The organism is Microbulbifer sp. ABM4_008, assembly GCF_056311705.1.
The window spans coordinates 5,079,116-5,099,905 of record NZ_CM149970.1 but is presented as its reverse complement, the minus strand read 5'-3'; the positions used below and the strand labels follow the sequence as shown (position 1 = coordinate 5,099,905).

Annotated in this window: 22 protein-coding genes; 13 read left to right on the top strand and 9 right to left on the bottom strand. The window is 52.9% G+C overall.

Annotated features, from left to right (window positions below; translation table 11 throughout):
• Positions 1-307: 307 nt before the first annotated feature.
• The 9 genes from rpmE (at position 308) to rsd (ending at position 7,255) form a co-directional block, all read left to right on the top strand.
• Positions 308-520, top strand: a complete 213-nt coding sequence (rpmE, locus tag ACYX4J_RS22205; protein WP_108734996.1) for a 50S ribosomal protein L31 — start codon at positions 308-310, stop codon at positions 518-520.
• Positions 521-902: 382 nt separating this feature from the next.
• Complete coding sequence (locus ACYX4J_RS22200) at positions 903-2,156, top strand: malic enzyme-like NAD(P)-binding protein (RefSeq protein WP_445355392.1); 1,254 nt, start codon at positions 903-905, stop codon at positions 2,154-2,156.
• Positions 2,157-2,286: 130 nt separating this feature from the next.
• The gene (locus ACYX4J_RS22195) at positions 2,287-2,718 is read left to right on the top strand and encodes a hypothetical protein (RefSeq protein WP_445355391.1); all 432 of its coding nucleotides are present in this window, start codon (positions 2,287-2,289) and stop codon (positions 2,716-2,718) included.
• Between the two features lie 40 nt (positions 2,719-2,758).
• On the top strand, positions 2,759-4,387 hold the full coding sequence (gene gshA / locus ACYX4J_RS22190; protein WP_444926266.1) for a glutamate--cysteine ligase: 1,629 nt from the start codon (positions 2,759-2,761) through the stop codon (positions 4,385-4,387).
• 34 nt (positions 4,388-4,421) lie between these two features.
• Complete coding sequence (locus tag ACYX4J_RS22185) at positions 4,422-5,024, top strand: acyl carrier protein phosphodiesterase (RefSeq protein ID WP_444906866.1); 603 nt, start codon at positions 4,422-4,424, stop codon at positions 5,022-5,024.
• The gene (locus ACYX4J_RS22180; protein WP_282930663.1) at positions 5,021-5,512 is read left to right on the top strand and encodes a disulfide bond formation protein B; all 492 of its coding nucleotides are present in this window, start codon (positions 5,021-5,023) and stop codon (positions 5,510-5,512) included. Before ACYX4J_RS22185 ends, ACYX4J_RS22180 begins: the two co-directional genes overlap by 4 nt.
• A 36-nt stretch (positions 5,513-5,548) precedes the next feature.
• A complete protein-coding gene (locus tag ACYX4J_RS22175) occupies positions 5,549-5,935 on the top strand; it encodes a CidA/LrgA family protein (protein WP_413663802.1) in 387 nt (128 codons plus the stop codon).
• Complete coding sequence (locus tag ACYX4J_RS22170; RefSeq protein ID WP_444906865.1) at positions 5,932-6,618, top strand: LrgB family protein; 687 nt, start codon at positions 5,932-5,934, stop codon at positions 6,616-6,618. The genes ACYX4J_RS22175 and ACYX4J_RS22170 overlap by 4 nt, the downstream gene beginning before the upstream one ends.
• A gap of 169 nt (positions 6,619-6,787) precedes the next feature.
• A complete protein-coding gene (gene rsd, locus ACYX4J_RS22165; RefSeq protein WP_413663804.1) occupies positions 6,788-7,255 on the top strand; it encodes a sigma D regulator in 468 nt (155 codons plus the stop codon).
• Positions 7,256-7,389: 134 nt separating this feature from the next.
• Here the strand turns inward: rsd and ACYX4J_RS22160 are convergent, their stop codons facing one another.
• Entirely contained in the window at positions 7,390-8,178 is a 789-nt protein-coding gene (locus tag ACYX4J_RS22160) for an FKBP-type peptidyl-prolyl cis-trans isomerase (RefSeq protein WP_444906864.1), read from the bottom strand.
• A 457-nt stretch (positions 8,179-8,635) separates the two neighbouring features.
• Here ACYX4J_RS22160 and ACYX4J_RS22155 point away from each other — a divergent pair, with 457 nt between their 5' ends.
• On the top strand, positions 8,636-9,598 hold the full coding sequence (locus ACYX4J_RS22155; protein ID WP_444906863.1) for a histidine kinase: 963 nt from the start codon (positions 8,636-8,638) through the stop codon (positions 9,596-9,598).
• A gap of 115 nt (positions 9,599-9,713) precedes the next feature.
• Here ACYX4J_RS22155 and ACYX4J_RS22150 read toward each other — a convergent pair whose 3' ends face one another.
• Positions 9,714-10,208, bottom strand: coding sequence for a TIGR02444 family protein (locus tag ACYX4J_RS22150; protein WP_444906862.1), 495 nt, complete (start codon positions 10,206-10,208; stop codon positions 9,714-9,716).
• Positions 10,209-10,316: 108 nt separating this feature from the next.
• Between ACYX4J_RS22150 and ACYX4J_RS22145 the strand changes: the two genes are divergently transcribed.
• Positions 10,317-12,236, top strand: coding sequence for an ABC-F family ATP-binding cassette domain-containing protein (locus ACYX4J_RS22145; RefSeq protein WP_444906861.1), 1,920 nt, complete (start codon positions 10,317-10,319; stop codon positions 12,234-12,236).
• 86 nt (positions 12,237-12,322) lie between these two features.
• Here the strand turns inward: ACYX4J_RS22145 and ACYX4J_RS22140 are convergent, their stop codons facing one another.
• Positions 12,323-13,261 carry an outer membrane beta-barrel protein gene (locus ACYX4J_RS22140; protein WP_476177571.1) on the bottom strand — a complete coding sequence of 313 codons (939 nt, stop codon included), beginning with the start codon at positions 13,259-13,261 and terminating at the stop codon, positions 12,323-12,325.
• Positions 13,262-13,464: 203 nt separating this feature from the next.
• Here ACYX4J_RS22140 and ACYX4J_RS22135 point away from each other — a divergent pair, with 203 nt between their 5' ends.
• Positions 13,465-14,475: a hypothetical protein gene (locus ACYX4J_RS22135; RefSeq protein ID WP_413663809.1), complete on the top strand. Its 1,011-nt coding sequence runs from the start codon at positions 13,465-13,467 to the stop codon at positions 14,473-14,475.
• Positions 14,476-14,548: 73 nt separating this feature from the next.
• Here the strand turns inward: ACYX4J_RS22135 and trmB are convergent, their stop codons facing one another.
• From trmB to ftsY, 6 genes are all read right to left on the bottom strand, one after another.
• Positions 14,549-15,334 (bottom strand): tRNA (guanosine(46)-N7)-methyltransferase TrmB, encoded by a 786-nt coding sequence (gene trmB / locus ACYX4J_RS22130; RefSeq protein ID WP_476177570.1) that lies wholly within the window; start codon positions 15,332-15,334, stop codon positions 14,549-14,551.
• Positions 15,335-15,418: 84 nt separating this feature from the next.
• Complete coding sequence (locus ACYX4J_RS22125; protein WP_444934491.1) at positions 15,419-15,796, bottom strand: DUF423 domain-containing protein; 378 nt, start codon at positions 15,794-15,796, stop codon at positions 15,419-15,421.
• Between the two features lie 108 nt (positions 15,797-15,904).
• Positions 15,905-16,759 (bottom strand): RNA polymerase sigma factor RpoH, encoded by an 855-nt coding sequence (gene rpoH, locus ACYX4J_RS22120; protein WP_282930650.1) that lies wholly within the window; start codon positions 16,757-16,759, stop codon positions 15,905-15,907.
• A 222-nt stretch (positions 16,760-16,981) separates the two neighbouring features.
• Complete coding sequence (ftsX, locus tag ACYX4J_RS22115) at positions 16,982-17,998, bottom strand: permease-like cell division protein FtsX (protein ID WP_476177569.1); 1,017 nt, start codon at positions 17,996-17,998, stop codon at positions 16,982-16,984.
• Positions 17,979-18,665, bottom strand: a complete 687-nt coding sequence (gene ftsE / locus ACYX4J_RS22110; protein ID WP_444895668.1) for a cell division ATP-binding protein FtsE — start codon at positions 18,663-18,665, stop codon at positions 17,979-17,981. Before ftsE ends, ftsX begins: the two co-directional genes overlap by 20 nt.
• A gap of 36 nt (positions 18,666-18,701) precedes the next feature.
• Positions 18,702-19,745 carry a signal recognition particle-docking protein FtsY gene (gene ftsY / locus ACYX4J_RS22105; protein WP_444898273.1) on the bottom strand — a complete coding sequence of 348 codons (1,044 nt, stop codon included), beginning with the start codon at positions 19,743-19,745 and terminating at the stop codon, positions 18,702-18,704.
• Positions 19,746-20,178: 433 nt separating this feature from the next.
• On the opposite strand from ftsY, the gene rsmD reads away from it, so the two are divergent.
• Positions 20,179-20,769: a 16S rRNA (guanine(966)-N(2))-methyltransferase RsmD gene (rsmD, locus tag ACYX4J_RS22100; RefSeq protein WP_444895667.1), complete on the top strand. Its 591-nt coding sequence runs from the start codon at positions 20,179-20,181 to the stop codon at positions 20,767-20,769.
• Positions 20,770-20,790: the final 21 nt, after the last annotated feature.

Sequence of the window (20,790 nt, the reverse complement as noted above, 5' to 3'; positions counted from 1 at the left end):
AAGGCGCTAGTGTAATGGCAGATGTGGCAAGTTGCAGGGCTTCGTCGGGGATAATGACTGTTAAGGCCGAATTGGCGACTTAGGCGTCACAGAGGAATTAATGAGGTCAATTGTTATCAAAGCTGTTGTGCAATGCTAACAAGTGGCCATCCTCAGTTATTTCGCCACCCAATTGTGCTTGAACCGCGACATTAATCTGATAGTATGCGCCGACTTTTTAAACAGCCTGGAACCATACTGGTTCCTGCACCAATGACGATGCCGTGCTCGGCAAAAGATCGAGTGGCGGTTTCGAAAAGAGGCAATCATGAAAGCAGATATCCATCCTAACTACACCGACATCTCCGCTACCTGTTCCTGCGGCAATGTTGTAAAAACCCGTTCCACTCTGGGCAAAGACCTGCAAATCGACGTTTGCTCCCAGTGCCACCCTTTCTACACTGGCAAGCAAAAGCAGGCTACCACTGGTGGTCGTGTTGACCGTTTCAAGAAGCGTTTCGGCAGCCGTATCGGCAAATAATCCGGGCTCTTCGCTCGAGTGGGCCCGCCGCTTGCGGCAGGGTCCATTCCAAAAAGGCACCTCGCACTGCGATGGTGCCTTTTTTGTATCTATTCATTCCCCATCATACCCAACAGCCGTAAGCGTCTGTGTACAAAATCAAAATCGACTTGAATCGCTTAACCTTACCGCTATTGGCGACCATTTTATCCTTATAAATCAAAATATTGCGGCTATTTATCCCGAAAATCGTCGACAAGCACGATAAAAATAGAAGTCCGTACCATATATTGCAGATTTTCACGCTTGTAGCGCCAAGCTTCCCTCGGTTATTCTCTGGCCCCCGCAGTAACCGGGATAACACTTAAGTGTTGTCCACAGTATTCGAGAGAAAAGCCCCCAAATGACGGATTCATTGCGCCAGGCAGCGCTCGATTACCACGCGCTCCCCAGTCCCGGCAAACTTTCAGTAGAACTGACGACCCCTGCCGAAACCCAGGAAGACCTGTCCCTGGCTTACAGTCCCGGCGTCGCCGAACCGGTGCGAGAAATCGCCAAGGACCCAGAAGCAGCCTATCGATACACCGGCAAAGGTAATCTGGTAGCAGTCATTTCCAATGGCAGTGCCATTCTCGGTCTCGGCAATCTGGGCCCGCTGGCCTCAAAACCCGTGATGGAAGGCAAGTCACTGCTGTTTAAACGCTTTGCCGATATCAACTCAGTAGATATCGAAGTTGATGCCAGCAGCCCGGAGCAGTTTATTCAGACCGTGGCCTCAATCGCCAACACCTTCGGCGGTATCAACCTCGAAGATATTAAGGCGCCAGAGTGTTTCCATATTGAAGAGACCCTGATCGAGCGCTGCCCGGTACCGGTTTTTCACGACGATCAGCACGGCACCGCCATTGTGACCGTTGCCGGTATGCTCAATGCTCTGGAGATTCAGGGTAAGAAAATCAGTGAAGTGCATATGGTCTGCCTGGGCGCAGGTGCCGCTGCGACCGCCTGCTGCAAACTGCTGCTGGCTGCCGGAGCGCGCAAAGAGCAGATCACCATGCTCGACAGCCGTGGGGTTATCCACTCGGGTCGAACGGATATCAACGCCTACAAAGGTGAGTGGGCACGGGATACCGATATGCGCACCCTCGACGATGCCATCGCCGGTGCGGATGTATTCCTCGGGGTATCCGGCCCGGACCTGCTCTCCGCCGAGCAGCTACAGCGCATGGCCCCAAAACCGGTGGTCTTCGCCTGCTCTAACCCCACCCCGGAGATTAAGCCCGAGTTGGCTCACAGTGTGCGCGACGACCTGATTATGGCCACAGGCCGTTCCGACTACCCAAACCAGGTTAACAACGTCCTCTGCTTCCCGTTTATTTTCCGGGGTGCCCTGGATGTTCGTGCTGCGCGCATTAATGAAGAGATGAAGCTGGCAGCGATCGAGGCGATCCGCAAAATTGCCCACCTGCCGGTACCGGATTCAGTGCGCGAAGGTTATGGCGGTATCGAACTCAGCTTCGGGCCCAACTATATCCTGCCCAAGCCAACCGACCCGCGTTTACTGCCTGAGGTGGCTTCGGCCGTAGCTCGAGCCGCCGTAGACAGTGGCTGTGCGCGCCTGCCCTACCCGGACAACTATCCCCTGGAAACCCTGTAAAGATCACAGATTTCCTCACTTAACCCGTTAGAGCAGGCATTTACCGCTTTCGCTCTAACGGAGTTCTTGAGCCATAAAGCCCCCGTCGCTAAACTGCCTTTCTGTCACAGCATCAAAGTTGCCCAACATAATGAGTCATGTGTACGTGCTGACCAATCAGCACCAGCAGTTCCTGAGTAAAAGCGGCGAATGGACCGATGGCCGCGAGCCGAACAAACTGTTTCGCAGCGAGCATAAAGACGTCGCTATCAACCAGATGTTCGAGGCTAACACTCGCAATGTGAGCCTACGCATTGAATTGCTACTGTGCGAACTCAGCATTAAGGGGCACCCCCAGATCCCCGAGGAAGCTCTGGCACCGGTATCCAGTGATGTGAGTCAGGGTGACCCTGAAATCACCCCCTCAACACCTGAGGAACTGCCAGAGCAGGCCAACCCGGAGATAGAACCCCAGCCTGCGCCTGAAGCCGCACCGGAAGAAGCGCCTGAGGTTGCCCCGGAACCAGCGCCCGCTGAAACGCCCGCACAGCCTGACGAAAACAAATCTGAATCCGCCGCCTGAGCGCCAGAACATTCAGCACCGGCACAGAGAGTCGCCCGAGATGGCAGCGATAAAGAAGCGTTCCGGTAGTACCAAGGAGATTCGAGTGCCCATTTCCCACCTGGCCGCGCTATCGCAAGCCAAACCAGCCCAACTGCTCAAAGGCATCCTCCGCGGTGTCGAGAAAGAGAGCCTGCGTGTCGCTCCCGATGGCGCCCTTGCGCAAACGCCGCATACCACAGCACTGGGCTCCGCACTTACCCATGAAAGTATTACTACCGACTTCTCTGAGGCCCTACTGGAATTTATTACGCCGCCAGTAGCGACCCCAGAGGAAGCGTTACAGGTCTTGGACCGTATCCACCGCTACACCTACAACCAGATCGGTGACGAGCGCCTGTGGGTTAACAGCATGCCCTGTGCGATTGGCGAAGATAAAGATATTCCCGTTGCCCGCTACGGCAGCTCTCACAGCGGCACAATGAAAACTATTTACCGGCTAGGCCTGGGGTTGCGCTACGGCCGCGCCATGCAGACTATCGCCGGTATCCACTACAACTTTTCGCTTCCTGAAGAGTTCTGGCTGTGGCTGCATGAAATCGAAGGCAGCAGTGAGGATTTAAAAAGTTTTAAAACCCGTCGCTACTTCGATCTAATTCGTAATTTCCGCCGCAATTACTGGTTGCTGATTTACCTGTTTGGCGCCGCACCTGCGGTATGCGCTTCTTTTGTCGATGGCCGCGAGCACAGTCTTGAGCCCTTCAATGGGGATGACCACACTCTGCACGTGCCCCACGCTACGTCCCTGCGTATGGGCGACCTGGGCTACAACAGCAACGTGCAGCAGTCACTGGTGGTTTGCTACAACGACCTGCGCAGCTATTTATCCACGCTCTGTTCAGCGATCAGCAGTTCCTACGGCCCCTACCAGGAAATGGGGGTTAAAAATAAAGGCGGCGACTACCAGCAATTGTCCACAGGCATACTGCAAATCGAGAATGAGTTTTACTCACCGATCCGTCCCAAAAACCCCGCCAAACGCGGCGAAACAGCGCTGTCTGCCCTGGATAATCGCGGTGTTGAATATGTTGAAGTGCGCTGTCTCGACCTGAACCCCTTCGCCCCCCTGGGAATTGACGCCCAGCAGATGCGCTTTCTCGATAGCTTCCTGCTGCACTGCCTGCTCACTGACAGCCCCAAAACCAGTGATGCCGATTACCGCAGTACCCAGGAGAACCAACAGCGTATCGTCTACCGGGGTCACGAACCGGAACTAACACTGCTGGATAACGGTGGCGAGCGTAAACTGAGCGACTGGGCCACCCAATTATTGGAAGAGGTCGACTCAGTGGCAGAACTGCTGGATAACGCCTGGGGCGGCTCGCAATACCGCGGCTCAGTGGGCGTGCAGAAGGCCAAGGTGAAAGGGGATATCCTCACACCGGCACAGCAGATACTGGCAGAGATGCGCGAACAAAACATTACCTTTTCCCAGTGGGCTATGGATAAAGCCGAACAGCACCGCCGCTACTTCCTGGAGCGCCCTCTGGACAGCGACTATCTGCAAGACTTCTTACAACAGGCAGAAACCTCACTGCTCAAGCAAAAAGAAATTGAAGCGCAGGATAGCGGTACTTTTGAAACATTCCTGAGCCGTTACTATGCCCAATACAACTGCTGCCAGGACTAGCGGCTGATACAGTGCCGCAGCCTGAGCGAGGCTTATGAACTATCTGGCACACCTGTTACTGTCCGGGCCCAATCCGCGCTGGCGACTGGGCGGGCTCCTGGGGGACTTTGTTAAAGGTCCCCTGGATGACAGTTGGCCAACGGATATTGAGCATGGTATTCGCCTGCACCGTCGCATCGATGCCATCACCGATGCTCACCCGGCCTACCGGGATGCCCTGTCACAACTGGACCCGCGCTGGCGTCGCTATGCCGGTATCGCACTGGATATATGGTTTGATCACCTGTTGGCAGAAAACTGGCAGCAGTGGCACTCTGAAGCGCTGGATGAGTTTTGCCGGCGCTGTTGGAGAGACTTTCATTTCGACAGCCGGTATATTCCGCCACGCGCAATGGCATTTATTGAGCGCGCCGAGCAAATTAAACTGCTGCAAAGTTACCGCGAGGAGCGGGTAATCGAGCTGACCCTGGAGCGGGTTGGACAGCGGTTGCGCCGCCCGGTAGCACTGCAGGAGCTACTGCCTGAACTTATCGCCGGGCGGAACAAACTGGAAAGCAATTTCAATAAACTATTAACCGACTTGAATCTCGAAGCGAACCGCTTTCGACAGCACTATTCAGGACCCGAATTATCATGACCTTACCCAACCCGCGCATCACTTTTCTTCTGGTCTTCCTAATGGTGGCCTTTTTACTCGGCTCCGCCTTTTATCTCGAGTACGTGCAGGGGCTGGAGCCTTGCAAATTGTGTATTACCCAGCGGGTAATGCTATTGGGTGTTGGTGTAGTTTCGTTGATCGCATTCCTGCACAACCCTGCCACCATTGGCCGTCGTGTCTACGGCCTGCTGGTATCCCTGTGGGCAATGGGCGGTCTCTACTTTGCCGGTCGCCAACTGTGGCTGCAAAGCCTGCCGGAAGACCAAGTGCCGGCCTGTGGTCCAAGCGTCAGCTATATGATTGAAGTTTTCCCGATGGCCGATGTGCTCAAGGCGCTGCTGAGCGGCGATGGCAATTGTGCTGAAGTACAGTGGACCATGATGGGCCTGAGTATCCCCGGTTGGGCCGCTATCGGTTTTGCCGGTCTGATCCTGTTCGGTGGCTGGCAAGCATTCCGCAGAGCTTAACAATCTCCGGCGGCTTTACCGGCCGCCATCTCCTACATGTCAAAATCCACGCTGCACAACATACTCCGCTGGCTGGGGGGAGCTGCCATTCTGGTTGCCTGTACCTGGCTGGGCAATTTCACCAGCTCAAGCCTGTCACTACCCATTCCGGGATCTGTCATAGGGATGCTGATGCTACTGGTGATTCTCGTGTTCAATGGTGGGGCTCCCGCAGGCCTTGCCAAAGTCAGCTCACAACTGCTTTACCTATTGCCGCTGTTATTGCTACCGGCGGCTGTCGGGGTATTTTTTTTCCAGGGCCTGACTCTATCCGACTGGCTAGCCTTAATCGCCGCTATTGTGATTGGCACACTGATCAGTATCGCTATTTGCGCACAGCTACTAAAGAAATTGCTGATTCGCTCTGGGGGTAATAGAGAGTGAATGAATTTCTGGCGAGCCCAATCTTTGTATTGCCCTTGAATGTCATCGCTTTTCTTGCCGGCGTTACCCTTTACCGGCGCTACAAGACTGTTCTGCTGCACCCTATCATCAGCGCTAGCATTTTGACCGCAATAACATTGAGTGTTTTCCATATCCCCTATGAGAGTTACCAGGGCTCCAGTGCATTACTGTACAGCTTGTTAGGGCCAGCAGTTGTTGCCCTGGCTGTCCCTCTCAAACAAAATCTAGTGATTATCCGCAGAGCCGGCTGGCCGCTACTTGTCACTATTTTTGTGGGCGCGATTTTGGCCCCGGTTATAGCGGTATTAATCGCCTTGGTATTCGGCGCGGGCAAGTCAGTACTACTGGCGTTGAGCGGCAAATCTATTACCACACCCATCGCATTGGCCCTGGCGGAAACAATCCACGCTTCTCTCAGCCTCACTGCAGCTATTGTGGTCTTGACCGGGGTGGTCGGTGCTATCGCTGGTCCAGCTCTAATGAGCAGGCTCAATATTCACGATGAGCGCATTGTCGGTATCGTACTCGGCATCAATGCCCACGCGGTGGGGACCGCGCGGGCATTAGAAATCAGCGCCCTGTGCGGCGCCTGTGCAGCGTTGGCGATGGGTACCTGCGGTGCGCTCACAGCGCTGATTTTGCCGCTCATTATCAGTGGATAAAACACCCTAGATTTGCTCCACCGAAGATCGCCGCAGGCATCGTTGTATTCTGGCGTAGATCACACTCTGCGCCTTGCCGTCGGCGGGGGAATCTCCTATCTTCTTAGGGCCTTCGGGATCAGCAATAAAGCTGGCTATCACGGCAACAGTAACCAAAGGATTCTTGGAGATGCTGGAAAATTGTAAATCTGCGCGCGAGCGCTGGGGTGGCGTCAGTGAAATCATTGACCGCTGGCTACAGTCCCGACAAATCCTGCTGGTAAGTTACTACCATCTATCTGAGAAGAAAGAGTTTAACGATGGGGATTCGGAGACCGAGAACGGTGTTCGTCATCTTTGCCAGTTGCTGGTGGACTACGTCTCTGCGGGACACTTTGAGGTATACGAACAGCTCATACTGGAAGGCCAGGCTTTTGATGATAAACAGGGGCTGCAACAAGCGCGGGAACTCTATCGGGATATTGATGTGACCACTGATGTCGCTGTCGATTTCAATGATAAGTACCAGGAAACCGACGATCTATCCAGCCTGAACCCAGATTTGTCACAGCTGGGGGAAGCACTGGAAACCCGCTTTAGTTCCGAGGATCGAATGATCGCACTTTTGCACACAGCCCATAAAAACCAGCTGGTCTAAAAAACTGAATTCATCGCTGTAAAGGCGATGGGAAGCCGGCGCCTTTAATCGAATATTTTTGCTGTTGATTTTTCAAGGTAAAAAATAAAGGCGCCCATTGGGCGCCTTTATTGAATCCAAAGTAGTAAATTTAATTACTCGCTTTTGGGCTCTTCTTTTTTCTCTTCTTTTTTCTCGGCGCCATCTTCCTTGCCAACATTGGCTTTGTGCAGCTCCACTTCAAAAATCAGCGTTGCGTTAGGGCCGATTTTACCGCCTGCACCACCCGGGCCATATGCCAGCTCGGAGGGGATGTAAAGCTCCCACTTGGAGCCCTCTTTCATCAGTTGCAACGCTTCGGTCCAACCCTTGATAACACCATTAACCGGGAACTGGACAGGCTCACCACGGGCGTAAGAGCTATCAAACTCTTCACCATTAATCAGGGTACCCTTGTAGTCCACTTCAACAGTGCTGTTCTCACTGGGCTGGCCGCCGGAACCCTCAGTAATCACTTTGTACTGCAGGCCGGAATCAGTGGTAACAACACCATCTTTCTTGGCATTCTCTTCGAGGAAAGCCTTTCCTTCCTGCAGGTTTTTATCAGCAGTCTCTTTGAATTCTTTCTCTTGCTGAGCCAGCATTTCCTGCTGCTTCTTCTGCATTTGCTCTTGGAAGGCAGCGATAGTTTGCTGCTTTTCTTCTTCAGTCAAACGGGATTCATGGCCGCTGGAAACATCCTTAAGAGCCATCATCACCACTTGGGGATCTAATTTCACATCCTGAGCTTCAAGGCGCTTCGCCATATCTTCGGCAATGATGTAGCTGACCTTCTTCTCCTGGGTGTCCAGGGCAACTTCTTTTTCCTGCTTAGATCCCTGTTCGTTACAGCCGGTCAGCGCCAGGCCAAGGGCAATTGCTGCAGCCAAAGGGTATTTATTCATGGGTGTTGTCTCTTTGTCCGTATTGCGTTGAATGATTCGCGCTTGACCCTGGGTCAATGCCTGCGGCGGCTTATCAAGTAATCCTGATTCGGCCCTTAGCCTCCAGGCGCACCTTTTCCGCCAGTCCGCTCAAGTCTAACCTAAGGCGACTGCAAGTGCATACCGATGACGCGCACACTGTGCAGGACACCACATTCCACCTCAAGGTTCCAGGGACCAGCGAGAAAAAAATACATTTACAGCACTATTTTCGCTGCTTACGGCATACATTTTTTTTAAAAACAGCGCTATTATCGACCAGTCGCCGGTTATTGTTCCGGACTGTTTGAGGTGCTTTTCAGTTTCAGAACAATTTACAGTGTTCAGATCCCCGATTTAAATATGTCTATTTCATATAGATCTGATCCGTACACTGTCCGGATGTTCCAATTGATAATAAACGTCAGGACATTTACTCATGGCTGCCAAACAAAGAGCTGTCAATTCAGTCGCAGAACTGGAAGCACAAATTTCCAAGCTAACCGTCAAGCTGGACAAAGCCCGCAACAAGAAAGTTACCGATGCCGGCAAAAGTGTTTTAAAAGCCGGAAAAGCACTGACTTCCGCAAAAGAAAAATTAGCTAAAGCGAAAACCAAACTAGTAGACGCTAGAACTGCAGCCAAGACACGAAAGACAGCTGCCACACAAAAGCGTGTAGAAACCGCCAAGGCCAATGTAGAAAAGCATAACGAAGTACTCCAGCAAGCAAAGGCATCACACGCCGAAGCAAAGGGTACTGAGTCCCAGGCAAAAGCCGAGCTGAAAGCTGCCGAAGCTGTACGTAAGGCCGGTGTAAAAGCAGAAAAACTGCTGAACAAATCCAAGCCAAAAGCCCGTAAAGCTACCACCTCAAAAAAAGTAGCCGCTCCTAAAGCAACCGCAGCAAAGAGCCGCACTAAAGCAAGCACTACCAGCACCACCAAAACAGCGAAAAAGACAGTGGCAAAAAAAGCCACAGAAAAGAAAACTAGTGCCAAGAAAGCGCCGGCAAAAACCGCCGCTGCCACTAAAGCGGTAAAGAAAACTCCCGCAAAGAAAGCCTCCACTACTGCGAAAAAAGCGCCAGCCAAGAAAGCTTCTACTGCCGAGAAAAAAACTCCAGCGAAGAAAGCTCCAGCTAAAACTGCTGCTGCCAAAAAACCATCGGCGAGCAAACCCTCTACGGAAGCCAAGCCTGCAACAGTCAAGCCAAGCGCAGAAACTCCGAAGGTGAAGACTGCCAGCAAGCCAGAAACCGTAGAGAAGCCCAAAGACGATTCAAAAACCATGGCTCCAGCTGAGCAGCAGAAACCGGTGGATACTCCGCGCCCAGCAGCAACGATTACTCCTAGCACTCCGGCAAACAGCCTGTTTTCTTCAGAGCAACCCAGCGGCGAGTAGTCTTGGGACTCCTCGCAGCCAAATATAGTGCTGCTTAATTGAGCACTGTACTTTTCACGACTGTATTACCGGCGACCCCAGAAAAGTACAGTGCCCAGAGGGGTGTAACAGTGGTTTAACCCGCTGCCCCCCTGTGAGCCAAGTAGCTTTCGATCAGGCCCGCCCAGCGGGCCTGATCTTTTTGCTGCAAACCATATTGCTGGGATGCTAGCTCCAGTGCAGAACGATCCCCCGGCCAGTCCTCAACATAAATTTTCCACAGCGCAGCCAACTGTAACTGCTCCAGCTTCAATTCATAGCGTTTACACAGTGCGTAGGCCCGCTGGGAATGGGGGCGCAAACTCCCCAACCAACGACGCAGGTGTCGCACACTGCGAATCATTCGCCTGCGCGGCGCAACGCCTCGATCTGCGACTCTCCATCCCTCTTCACTGATTTCCTTGCCACAAACGGCTGTATAGCTCGCCCACAGCAGAAGACACACGTCAGCGCCATTTCTGTCTTGGCAGTCGAGTAGGAACTTCTCAACATCCTGATAGGCATAAAAGTCCAAGCTGAACTGCCAGAGGGGGTTTTCCTTGGGGGAAGATGGAGGTGAAGTATTTGTCACGTTAAAATCCCGACCCTTTGCTGATCGGCATAGTGCCCCAGTCTCTGTGGAGTCCGGGTCTGTTCAATAGCCTAGCATTCATCGGCCTATTCATATGAGGTTTTTCCAGTGATCAATTTACAAGGGGTTTCTCTGCACCGAGGTGAGCGCGACTTGCTTGACAGCGCAGATTGCAGAATCTTCCCCGGCCACAAAGTCGGAATTATCGGTGCCAACGGCTGTGGCAAGTCAACTCTGTTCAAACTGCTGCTTGGACAACTGGAAACCGATGCAGGGCGGGTAGACCTCCCCAGCACCTGGCGTATCTCCCATATGGCTCAAGAGGTAGAAGCTAGTGAGCAGTCAGCACTGGATTACGTTTTAGACGGCGATAGCGAGTTGCGGCTATTGCAAAAGCAACTGGCAGAGGCCGAAGCGAGCGGCGATACCGACGGTCACAAACTGGCAGAACTGCACGAGCGCATGGCCAGTATTGATGGCTATAGTGGCCCGGCGCGCGCCGCGCAACTTCTCGACGGGCTCGGCTTTTCCCACGAAGAGCAACAGCGCCCCGTTCGCAGCTTCTCAGGTGGCTGGCGTATTCGCCTCAATTTGGGCCGTGCCCTGATGTGCCCCGCAGATCTTATGCTATTGGACGAGCCCACCAACCACTTGGATCTGGATGCCACCCTTTGGCTGGAACAGTGGCTGCAACGCTTCCCCGGTACCCTGCTGATTATTTCCCACGACCGCGACTTTCTCGATGCAGTGGTCGACGGCATTGTCAGTTTTGAACAGCAAAAACTGGTCTTGTACAGCGGCAATTACAGTGCCTTCGAGCGCGCTCGCGCTGAGCGCCTGGCCCAGCAGCAAATACAGTTTGAAAAACAGCAAGCCGAACGCGCACATATGGAAGACTTTGTGCGGCGCTTTCGCGCCAAAGCGAGCAAGGCCAAGCAGGCACAAAGCCGCCTGAAAGCCCTGGACCGGATGGCTCTGATTGCCCCAGCCCATGTGGATTCCCCTTTTCATTTTACTTTGCCATCCTCAGAGAAAACCTCTAATCCGTTAATCGACCTGCGCGAGGCGGATATTGGCTATGCCGAAAAAATAGTGGTGAAGAACGTTCAGCTGGGCATTCAACCGGGACGCCGTATCGGCCTGCTCGGCCCCAATGGTGCGGGCAAGTCCTCTCTAATCAAAACCCTGGCTGGCACACTCGCCCCCCTCAGAGGCGAGCGCCAATGTGGCGAACACTTGGCCATCGGCTACTTCGCCCAGCATCAGCTGGAAGCACTGGATAGCAACGGTTCCCCGTTGCTGCACCTGCAAAGGCTGAGCCCCGATGCCTCGGAGCAATCGCTGCGGGATTTTCTCGGCGGCTACGGTTTTATCGGCGATCGGGTTTTCGAAACGGTAGGGGGCTTTTCCGGCGGTGAAAAAGCCCGTTTAGCCCTGGCACTACTGGCCTGGCAAAAACCTAACCTGTTGCTTCTCGATGAACCGACAAACCACCTTGATTTGGAAATGCGCCACGCCCTGACCCTGGCGCTGGCGGAGTTTCCCGGTGCCGTCATATTGGTTTCCCACGATCGTCATCTACTGGCCAATACTGCCGACGAATTTATTCTGGTGGCCAATGGCCGCGCCGAACCCTATAGCGGTGACCTTGATGACTACAAACAGTGGCTGCTCGGCTTTAACCGGGAAAAGAAACGCAAAGAAGAGAGCGCCTCCACTGTTACAAGCACAGAGGAAAAAGCCCCTGAGGATAAGAAGGCCCAAAGGCGCGCCGCCGCCGCTCTACGCGAACAACTGAAACCCCTGACCAACAAACTCAAGAATATTGAGCGACAGATGGCTTCGGCAGAAAAGGCATTGGTCGCAGTACAGGAAAAACTTGCCGATGAAGCGCTATATAGCGGTGGCCAGCAGGAGGAAATAGCTCGACTTAATAAAGAGCAGTCGGAGCAGCAGGAATTAATGGAAGAACTGGAAATGGAATGGCTGGAAATTTCTGAGAAGCTCGAAGAAATTCGCAGCGAGTAATTTTATAGAAAATCATTTTAAACAATATCTTCAGCGGGCTTCAGAACTTTTCTGCCGCCCGCTGAAGAAATCGATTTTAGTTGCCCTTAACGAATACAACCGTATTCATTCACTGCAATACCAATCGGTGTATTTGGGCATTGATCGATATAGCTGGGTACACCATCAAAATCTGTATCCAGCGGGCAGCCATCTAATTGCACATCGATTCCCACTGGGGTCTGCGGACATTGATCAGTGGCATCAATAACACCATCGGCATCTTCGTCATACCAAAAATCCGGATATTCAAGCCATTGATAGCCGACCGCCAAGCTGGCAAAACCATCGACACCACCTTCTTCGACCCCCTGGAAAAGACGTATATCTGCGCGGGCCTGCCAACGGGGCCCCAGGTGATATTTAATTCCCATTCCCACATTCACCATATTTTGCCGGTCATGCCAGTCACAATGGTAAGGCGGGTAGGGATAATGGTGGCCGTCTGGCCGATCCTCAGGGACATAGAATTTCTTACGACAATCCCAAGGATAGGGATAGTATGGGTCGTAGGGATGATCCGGATCATAGACATACTTTGGGTCATCTGGATGCCAGTGTTTTTTACGGTAACGCCGGTCGTAATTAATACGCATTTCACCCAGGCCAAACGCGACATAGGGCTGCCAACAAAAATTACCGCAGAACTGCCCTCCAAATTGATATAGGAGATCTATGCGGTAGTTATACACATCTACTTTCTCGGGCGTATCCGCAACACTCACGACGAAATAGTCGACAACCCCTTCCATCGCCCAATGATTTGTCATGTTAAAGCCAAAACCGGCACCGACACCTGAGGTATCTCGCATTTCAAAACCGCGAAATGGTGTGCCTTGTAGGCGGTCGCCATCAAACCAATGCTTACCCCCATTAACATAGAGGTTTAAAGTTCCAACAAAATCAGCACGGACTTCAGAAACTGTAAAGAGTAAGATAAACGGCAGGCTATAGAGAAATGAAAGCAGAGGGTCACGCCTTCTCATTAGAAACACCAAGATTCCTTCCTTGATCAACCCCCCAAATTATTATTAACATCAATATCCACTAATAAAAATAATTCGATTTTGTTTTCGCGATGCTTCCTGAATCCGGTTCTTATTGGAAATAAAATTCGATAATCACAGCACCACTAGAAGCATAGACGGCTAGTGGCGAAAAACAGTAATAAAGACAGGAGAGTTAACCCTTGCTGGCACCCAATATCGATAACTATGTTAGGAACTTGGTTCACCCACAAAACATACAAACCACCTGCTATGTCCCCAAAAGTATCCGTGAGTACGCACAGGACTTCCAAAATAATTCCAATAGCAACAGTAAGTGGTATCACAAGCGCAGTAGTGATGGACTAACCCGGATCGACCAATTAGTAAGCCAGGCAGTACAAATTCAAACAAATGATTATGGAAGGATTACCCGTGTCGCCAAAGTACTAGTGGAAACCCTATATACCTGGCTTACTGGATTTGATCCCTCCACACCCACCAAGCTACTCGATAGCGATGGAATAACACGCCGTAAAGATGCCGTTTTGGCTTTACTCGGTGGAGCCTACTGCTGGTATCGACAAGCCAGTGAAGCTTTCAGCTCTGAGAGGAGAGCAATATCCAACATCGAAGCCCATTTGGACGTCCCTTTCTCACTATTTAATTACCGATTTAGCCGCAGTGGTTTTAATCTACACACAGTGACAACGCTGTTATACCGTGGCGATACCCGTCCACCACAGAAGCTGTGGCAAGCCGGGGGATTCTTTCCCTGGATGAATCAAAATGGCCGCTTTGATCCGCACCTGGGTACCGGAGCATCTAACCAAGTCATCTCAACCACTACCAATGCAAATATTGTTGCGCGCTTTGCCTGGCACAACAAAACTTATTGCCCAAAAAGGTATTATTTTGTGCATGGAACAAATGAGGGTGACTTAGCCACTACCGGTTTTATCTATGAGCTCGATAAAAGAAACCACCAATGCGTAGAGGTTTCCACTGTCACCCAGGGACGTGAAGTTGCCTTTATGGCTATTCCCAACCAATTTATTCGCCGCTTTCGCATGCGTTATTTTGCGGGCACCCAAAATAATATTGAACTGTCGGACTGGATGTCCTATGACAGTAACACCATCCGCAACCTGAATGTTGTCGAAGACAAGCGCCGATGGGAAGCGGCCAAGAAAAACTGGAATGAGTTTTTCTAACAATAGAGGTGGGCTGTTGCATGCCACTGGTGCCATGTTAGCACCGGTGGCAAACATCGATCGTCAGTGCGAATTATTCGCCTTTGGACTCTTCAACAGTTGACGCATCTACGTCAGTGGTAGTTAGCGGCGGCGCTTCACCAGGTAACCTGCGGTATACCAGATCCCAAACACCGTGCCCCAGTCTCTGCCCTCGACGCTCAAACTTGGTCTCTGGGCGCCATTCTGGCCGGGCAACATAATCACCCTCACCGGCGGTATTTTCTAGCAGGTTTTCACCCTGCAATACTTCCAGCATATGCTCGGCATAATTCTCCCAATCTGTCGCCATATGCATAAGGCCGCCGGTTTTTAACTTGCTGCAAATCAGGCGAACAAATTCCGGCTGCACTATCCGGCGCTTGTGGTGCTTCTTCTTGTGCCAGGGGTCAGGGAAGTACAGCTGGAAACGATCCAGGCTCCCATCGGCAATACAATCGTTTAGGACATCGACCGCATCGGCCATGTAAACACGCAGGTTTTTGATACCTGCCTTGCCGGCATTATTGATCAACCGGCCAACCCCCGGCGGGTGTACTTCAATACCAATAAAATCCTTATCTGGTTCGGCTTCAGCCATGGCCAACAGGGAATCCCCCATACCGAAACCGATCTCTAACGCCAGTGGCGCCTCGCGGCCAAAGACCTGTTGGCGATCCAGAGGTCCATCAAATAGGGAGAGTCCATACTGCCCCCAATAATTGTCAAAGGCATTGCGCTGCCCCTCTGTCATTCGCCCCGCGCGAATCACATAGCTGCGGATAGATTTCTTCTTAAATTCTGTGCGGTAGGGAAAATCTTCCGCAGATTCGTCTTGCATTATTCGCGACCTCTTATGCGAAACGGTTTATATCTTGATGTTTTGTTCGGGCTCGGTATCTGAGTGTAAGCCCAGTAAAAGTGGCTACTTAGAGAAATTAAATGCGGCAAAAAACAGGGCTACCCAACCGGCAATCATCATCAGCCCACCGAGAGGAGTGATTGGACCTAACCATCGGGGGCCTCCCAGTGCCAAGACATAGAGACTGCCGGAGAAGAAGATAATACCGAAAGTAAAAAGAGCACCGCTCAGGGTCAGCGATAATCGGTTTCCCCAGTTTTGCATTAGCAGTACCACACCAAACAGCGCCAGGGCATGGATCATCTGGTACTGGACTCCGGTTTTATAGGCCTCTAACAGGTTCTCTGCCACTTTACCGCGCAGGCCGTGAGCCCCAAACGCCCCCAGAGCCACACCACTAGCGCCAAAGAATGCACACAGCAGCAGATAGAGTTTGGCCATTACCTTCCCTTTTTGTTTTACCCAGTGGTGACAGGTATGCCTGTAACAGGCGGGACAAAAAAAACCGCGCTACTGCGCGGTTTTTTACCCGTGTACCAGAATGCCGATTTAGGCTTCCATAGCAGCACGCACTTTCTTCATGGCATTTTTTTCCAGCTGGCGAATTCGCTCAGCGGAAACACCATACTTATCAGCCAACTCATGCAATGTGGATTTCTCCTCACTGAGCCAGCGGGCCTGAATAATATCGCGGCTGCGATCATCCAGTTGTGCCATAGCACTGGCGAGGCTGGTCAAGTTGGTTTCCTGCCAGTTATCCCGCTCAAGCTGGGCGGCCGGATCAAAACTGCGGTCTTCCAGGTAGTGAGCCGGTGCCTGCCAGGCGGTATCGTCATCGTCATCGACACCCGCATCAAAAGCCGCATCGTGTGCAGCCAGGCGGCCTTCCATTTCATGGACCTGGGTAACATCCACATTCAGGTCTTTGGCGACGGCTTTAGCTTCTGCATTGGTCAACCAGGCGAGTTTTTTCTTCTGACCGCGCAGGTTGAAGAATAATTTGCGCTGCGCCTTGGTGGTGGCAATTTTGACAATACGCCAGTTGCGCAGGATAAATTCGTGGATTTCAGCTTTAATCCAATGTACCGCAAAGGATACCAGGCGCACTCCCTTTTCGGGATTGAAGCGTTTGACGGCCTTCATCAAACCGACATTACCTTCCTGAATCAGGTCGGCTTCATTGAGCCCGTAGCCGGAATAAGATTTGGCGATATGCACTACAAAGCGCAGGTGTGACATGACCAGCTGGCGTGCAGCATCGAGATTTTCGCGGTAATAGAGGTCTTCTGCCAGGTGCTTTTCCTGTTCAGCGGTCAGTACGTCAAAACCACTGACGGTCTGGATATAAGCTCCCAGGTTGGCGCCCGGAGACAGCGTATGCACTGGCTGTAGGCTGGTTCCCATTCAGGTCTCTCCTGTCATTATTAGTCGGCCGATCTTACCGGCCGCTGCCGGCGGATACTGTATCCGGCGACAAGCTGGACTCAGTGTAGCACTTGCACGGGCAGATAAGAAAGCCCGCCAACAACTACCGTATTCTGTTGTATTTCGCGGAATTAGAGGGGCTTTTTACGCCTCAGGTTCCCTTTGCCAGAACACTTTACCCTTCTTGATCAGACTCGCTGGTCAGCGGGGTTCTATCTTGCGAGTGTGTCGCGCTACCGCAAGCCAAGCCCCTAATAGGCCCAGCGAGGAGGCCCCCAAAGTTAATTGAAAGAAGTAACTGGCGCCTGGCCCTCTCAGTTCGAAGCTGCTGCCATAACTTGATGACAGACTCTCAACTGGCCCAGACAACATAGCCACACCACCTGCAAGCAACAGCCACGCCAACAGCCCGCCAAATAATCCATAGCAAATGCCACTGTAAAGGAACGGCCGCCGCACAAACGCGTTAGTGCCGCCGACGAGCTTTACTACCAGGATCTCCTCCCGGCGACTTTCGATATGCAGCCGTATCGTATTGGTCACCACCAATACCACCCCCAGCGCCAATAACAGGGCTAGACCTGCGGAGAGACGCTGTCCCAGTTCGGTGATCTGGGCGAGGCGCTGGACCCAGGCAAGATCCAAGACCACTGAATCCGTCAGTGCCTGGGCTCTCAGATTCTCCACCAAAGCCTGAAGTTTATCGCCGTCCTTCGCATCCCTTGGCCGCAGCAACAGCACTGCCGGCAGGGGGTTGGCATCCAGGCCAACCAATACATCCCCAAGCCCCGAGGCCTGTTCAAACTCTGCCAGGGCATCTTCCGGGGAGACATAAGTTACCTCCGCGATAGCGGGGTCACTGCGCAATTTGTCGGCCAGGGAATTAACTGCAGCCTGTCTCGCATCTTTGTGTAGAAAAACAGAAATTTGTGGCTGCCCATCCCAACCGGCCACCGCGCGCTGGAAATTCAACAATCCCAATTGCAATGCCGCCGGCAGGGCCAGGGCAATAGCAATCACCAGCGCCGTCATTGCACTGGCCATGGGTGCGCTAAAAAATCGACTGACTGAGTCGGCAGCCATCTCACGGTGGTGCCCCAACCAGCTATTCCATCGATCGCCCAGCCCTGTTTGCGCAACAACAGCGCCGGTGCTGCGCACACGCTTGTCTGCGACAGGGTTGGCCTGCCGTTGCGCTTTAGCTTGGGTGTACTTCACGGCTCGGAACTCCGTCGTAAATCAATTGGCCAGCCTGTAGGGTCAATACCCGTCGGCGCATCCGTGCAATCAGCTCCAAGTCGTGGCTCGCCACCAGCACCGTAACTCCCACTGCGTTAAAGTCGGCGAATAACTGCATGATTTCCTGCGAGAGTGTTGGGTCCAGGTTGCCGGTGGGCTCATCGGCAACCAATATCGCGGGCTTGTTAACGACTGCGCGGGCAATCCCAACCCGCTGCTGCTCACCACCAGACAACATAATGGGATTTTGCTTTTCCTTGTGCAGCAAGCCGACCTTATCCAGGGCTGCGCGAACCCGACGCCCCACCTCGCGCTTATTGCAACCAGCAACAGACAAGGGCAGGGCAATATTGTCAAAAACGCTGCGGTCAAATAGCAGCTGGTGATTCTGGAAGACAATACCCAGATTGCGGCGGTAGTAGGGGATCTGGCCATTGCGCAGGCGGTTGAGATTCTGTCCGGCGACAAGAATACTGCCCTTAGTAGGGCGCTCAATCGCGGTCAGGAGTCTCAGTAAAGTACTTTTACCCGCACCGGAGTGACCGGTGAGAAATACCATATCGCCACGGGGGATTTCCAGGCTGACTCGCACCAGGGCATCCTGCCCCGATACGTAACGCTTGTTCACATTATCGAAAGTGATCACGGCTTCTGTTGTTCTTGTTATTTCCTAGGCGAATTATCAGGCCTTATCGCGGCCAAACAGGGCGGATACGAACTCACGAGCGCGGAATGGCTGTAGATCTTCCGCCTGCTCACCCACACCGATAAAACGCACCGGGATACCGAAACGACGAGCCAGGGCAAAGATAACGCCGCCTTTGGCAGTACCATCCAATTTGGTCAGCACCAAGCCAGTAACGCCGGCCGCCTCACGGAACTGAGAGGCCTGGTTAATCGCATTTTGGCCAGTGCCAGCATCCAGTACCAACAGCACCTCGTGGGGCGCACTGGGGTCCAATTTGCCCATCACCCGGCGCACCTTGGACAACTCCTCCATCAAGTTGGATTTGGTGTGCAGGCGCCCGGCGGTATCGGCAATTACCACATCGACGCCGCGCGCCTGGGCAGACTGAACCGCATCGAAAATAACTGACGCACTGTCAGCACCGGTATGCTGCGCTACAACCGGTACATCGTGGCGCTGCCCCCAAACCTGCAGCTGCTCAACTGCTGCGGCACGGAATGTATCACCGGCAGCCAACATCACCGACTTGCCTTCACCGAGAAAGCGGTGGGCCAGCTTGCCGATTGTTGTGGTTTTACCCACACCGTTTACGCCCACTACCAGAATGACGTAAGGCTTCTTGCTGATATCGATTTCCAGGGGAGCATCAACACTATCGAGTAAGTCAGCCAGCTCCTGCTGCAGTGCCTTGTAAAGTGCATCGCCATCGGCCAATTCCCGACGGGATACCCGTTCGGTCAGGCGCTCGACGATCTCGCTGGTGGCCTCAACTCCTACATCTGCCATTAACAGCTGTGTTTCAAGTTCTTCCAGCAGATCTTCATCGATTTCCTTGGCCCCGAGGAACAGGTTTCCCATCCCCTCGACAAACTGGTTGCTGGTGCGGCTGAGGCCGCGACGAATACGCGCAAAGAAACCCTCTTTCTTTTTGGCTTCCGGTTTCGGCTGCTCTTTGGCTCTGGGTTTTGGAGCTGGCTCGGGCTGAATCGGGGCTGGCTTTTCGGCTTCCTCTTTTACAGGCTCTGCTGCTACAGCCACCTGGGGGGCTTCGACAACGGCCTCCGGCTCGCCCGCCGCATCAGCATGCTGCGCCCAGCCGGCACTTTCCTCTTGGGGGACAGAAGCTGGGGCAGTGGGTTCATCGATAGGGGCCTTTGCCTCCTCCAGAGCGGAGGTTTCTCCCTGGGCAGACGACTTTTCCTCTATGTCTGAGGGCATTTTGTCCAGCGCCGAGGGCTCTTTATCTAGAGCTGAAGGCTCTTTCTCTAGCGCTGAAGGCTCTGGGCTCTGCGCCGATGATTCCTCTTCAGACGCAGCAGTGACCTCCGCCTGGGATTGCTGGGGCTCACTTTGTTCGGGCTTGCGCTTCTTCTTTTTGCGCAGGAAGTCAAAAATCATTCGTATGTCCGGATGTACCGCTTGCAGAAAGACGCTAATCTTAGCATCGCTAAGCCCCCAGTAGAGAGTTACCTTGGCCAGAAGTTCATCCCGAAAGCAAAGCCCGCAAAACCTTTCACAGTTACGCATCATTGGCGGACAGTGGCGCGGGCGAAAATTACAGTTTGCCCCAGTGGAGGGCTTGAGACCTACCGGCGACCGACTGCGGGAGGTTCTGTTTAACTGGCTGCAGTTCTACCTGCCCGACGCCCGCTGCCTGGACCTCTTTGCCGGTTCAGGAGCCCTGGGTCTGGAGGCGCTATCCCGAGGCGCCGGTTCGGTAGATTTTGTCGAGCTGAATACTCGCGCTGCGCGAACCCTGGCGGAACAGTTAAAACAGTTAAACGCCCGGGAAGCCAAAGTCCATAACTGTAGTGCAGAAGAGTTCCTCGGAAGTAATGGAAGTAAATACGACCTCGTATTTATCGATCCCCCTTTTGCTGACAATCTTTGGCAGGCAACTCTAGGCGCCCTGTCCGGCCATCTTTCGCAGGATGCATTAATCTATGTGGAAACACCGCGAGACACAGTGGTTGCATCCGTACCTGGCTGGGAACAGGAAAAAGAAAAACGTGCAGGACAGGTGTGTATGCGCTTGTTTCGCCGCGCCGGCCCATCGGTTTAGGGAAGAATAAAAAGATTCGGT

Coding starts and splice junctions, on each gene's coding strand:
- ACYX4J_RS22200 (WP_445355392.1), top strand. CDS start 903: ATGACGGATTCATTGCGCCAGGCAGCGCTCGATTACCACGCGCTCCCC.
- rsd (WP_413663804.1), top strand. CDS start 6,788: ATGCTGGAAAATTGTAAATCTGCGCGCGAGCGCTGGGGTGGCGTCAGT.
- trmB (WP_476177570.1), bottom strand. CDS start 15,334: ATGCAAGACGAATCTGCGGAAGATTTTCCCTACCGCACAGAATTTAAG.
- ACYX4J_RS22125 (WP_444934491.1), bottom strand. CDS start 15,796: ATGGCCAAACTCTATCTGCTGCTGTGTGCATTCTTTGGCGCTAGTGGT.
- ACYX4J_RS22175 (WP_413663802.1), top strand. CDS start 5,549: ATGTCAAAATCCACGCTGCACAACATACTCCGCTGGCTGGGGGGAGCT.
- ACYX4J_RS22140 (WP_476177571.1), bottom strand. CDS start 13,261: ATGAGAAGGCGTGACCCTCTGCTTTCATTTCTCTATAGCCTGCCGTTT.
- rpmE (WP_108734996.1), top strand. CDS start 308: ATGAAAGCAGATATCCATCCTAACTACACCGACATCTCCGCTACCTGT.
- ACYX4J_RS22160 (WP_444906864.1), bottom strand. CDS start 8,178: ATGAATAAATACCCTTTGGCTGCAGCAATTGCCCTTGGCCTGGCGCTG.
- ACYX4J_RS22185 (WP_444906866.1), top strand. CDS start 4,422: ATGAACTATCTGGCACACCTGTTACTGTCCGGGCCCAATCCGCGCTGG.
- rpoH (WP_282930650.1), bottom strand. CDS start 16,759: ATGGGAACCAGCCTACAGCCAGTGCATACGCTGTCTCCGGGCGCCAAC.
- ACYX4J_RS22195 (WP_445355391.1), top strand. CDS start 2,287: ATGAGTCATGTGTACGTGCTGACCAATCAGCACCAGCAGTTCCTGAGT.
- gshA (WP_444926266.1), top strand. CDS start 2,759: ATGGCAGCGATAAAGAAGCGTTCCGGTAGTACCAAGGAGATTCGAGTG.
- ACYX4J_RS22155 (WP_444906863.1), top strand. CDS start 8,636: ATGGCTGCCAAACAAAGAGCTGTCAATTCAGTCGCAGAACTGGAAGCA.
- ACYX4J_RS22180 (WP_282930663.1), top strand. CDS start 5,021: ATGACCTTACCCAACCCGCGCATCACTTTTCTTCTGGTCTTCCTAATG.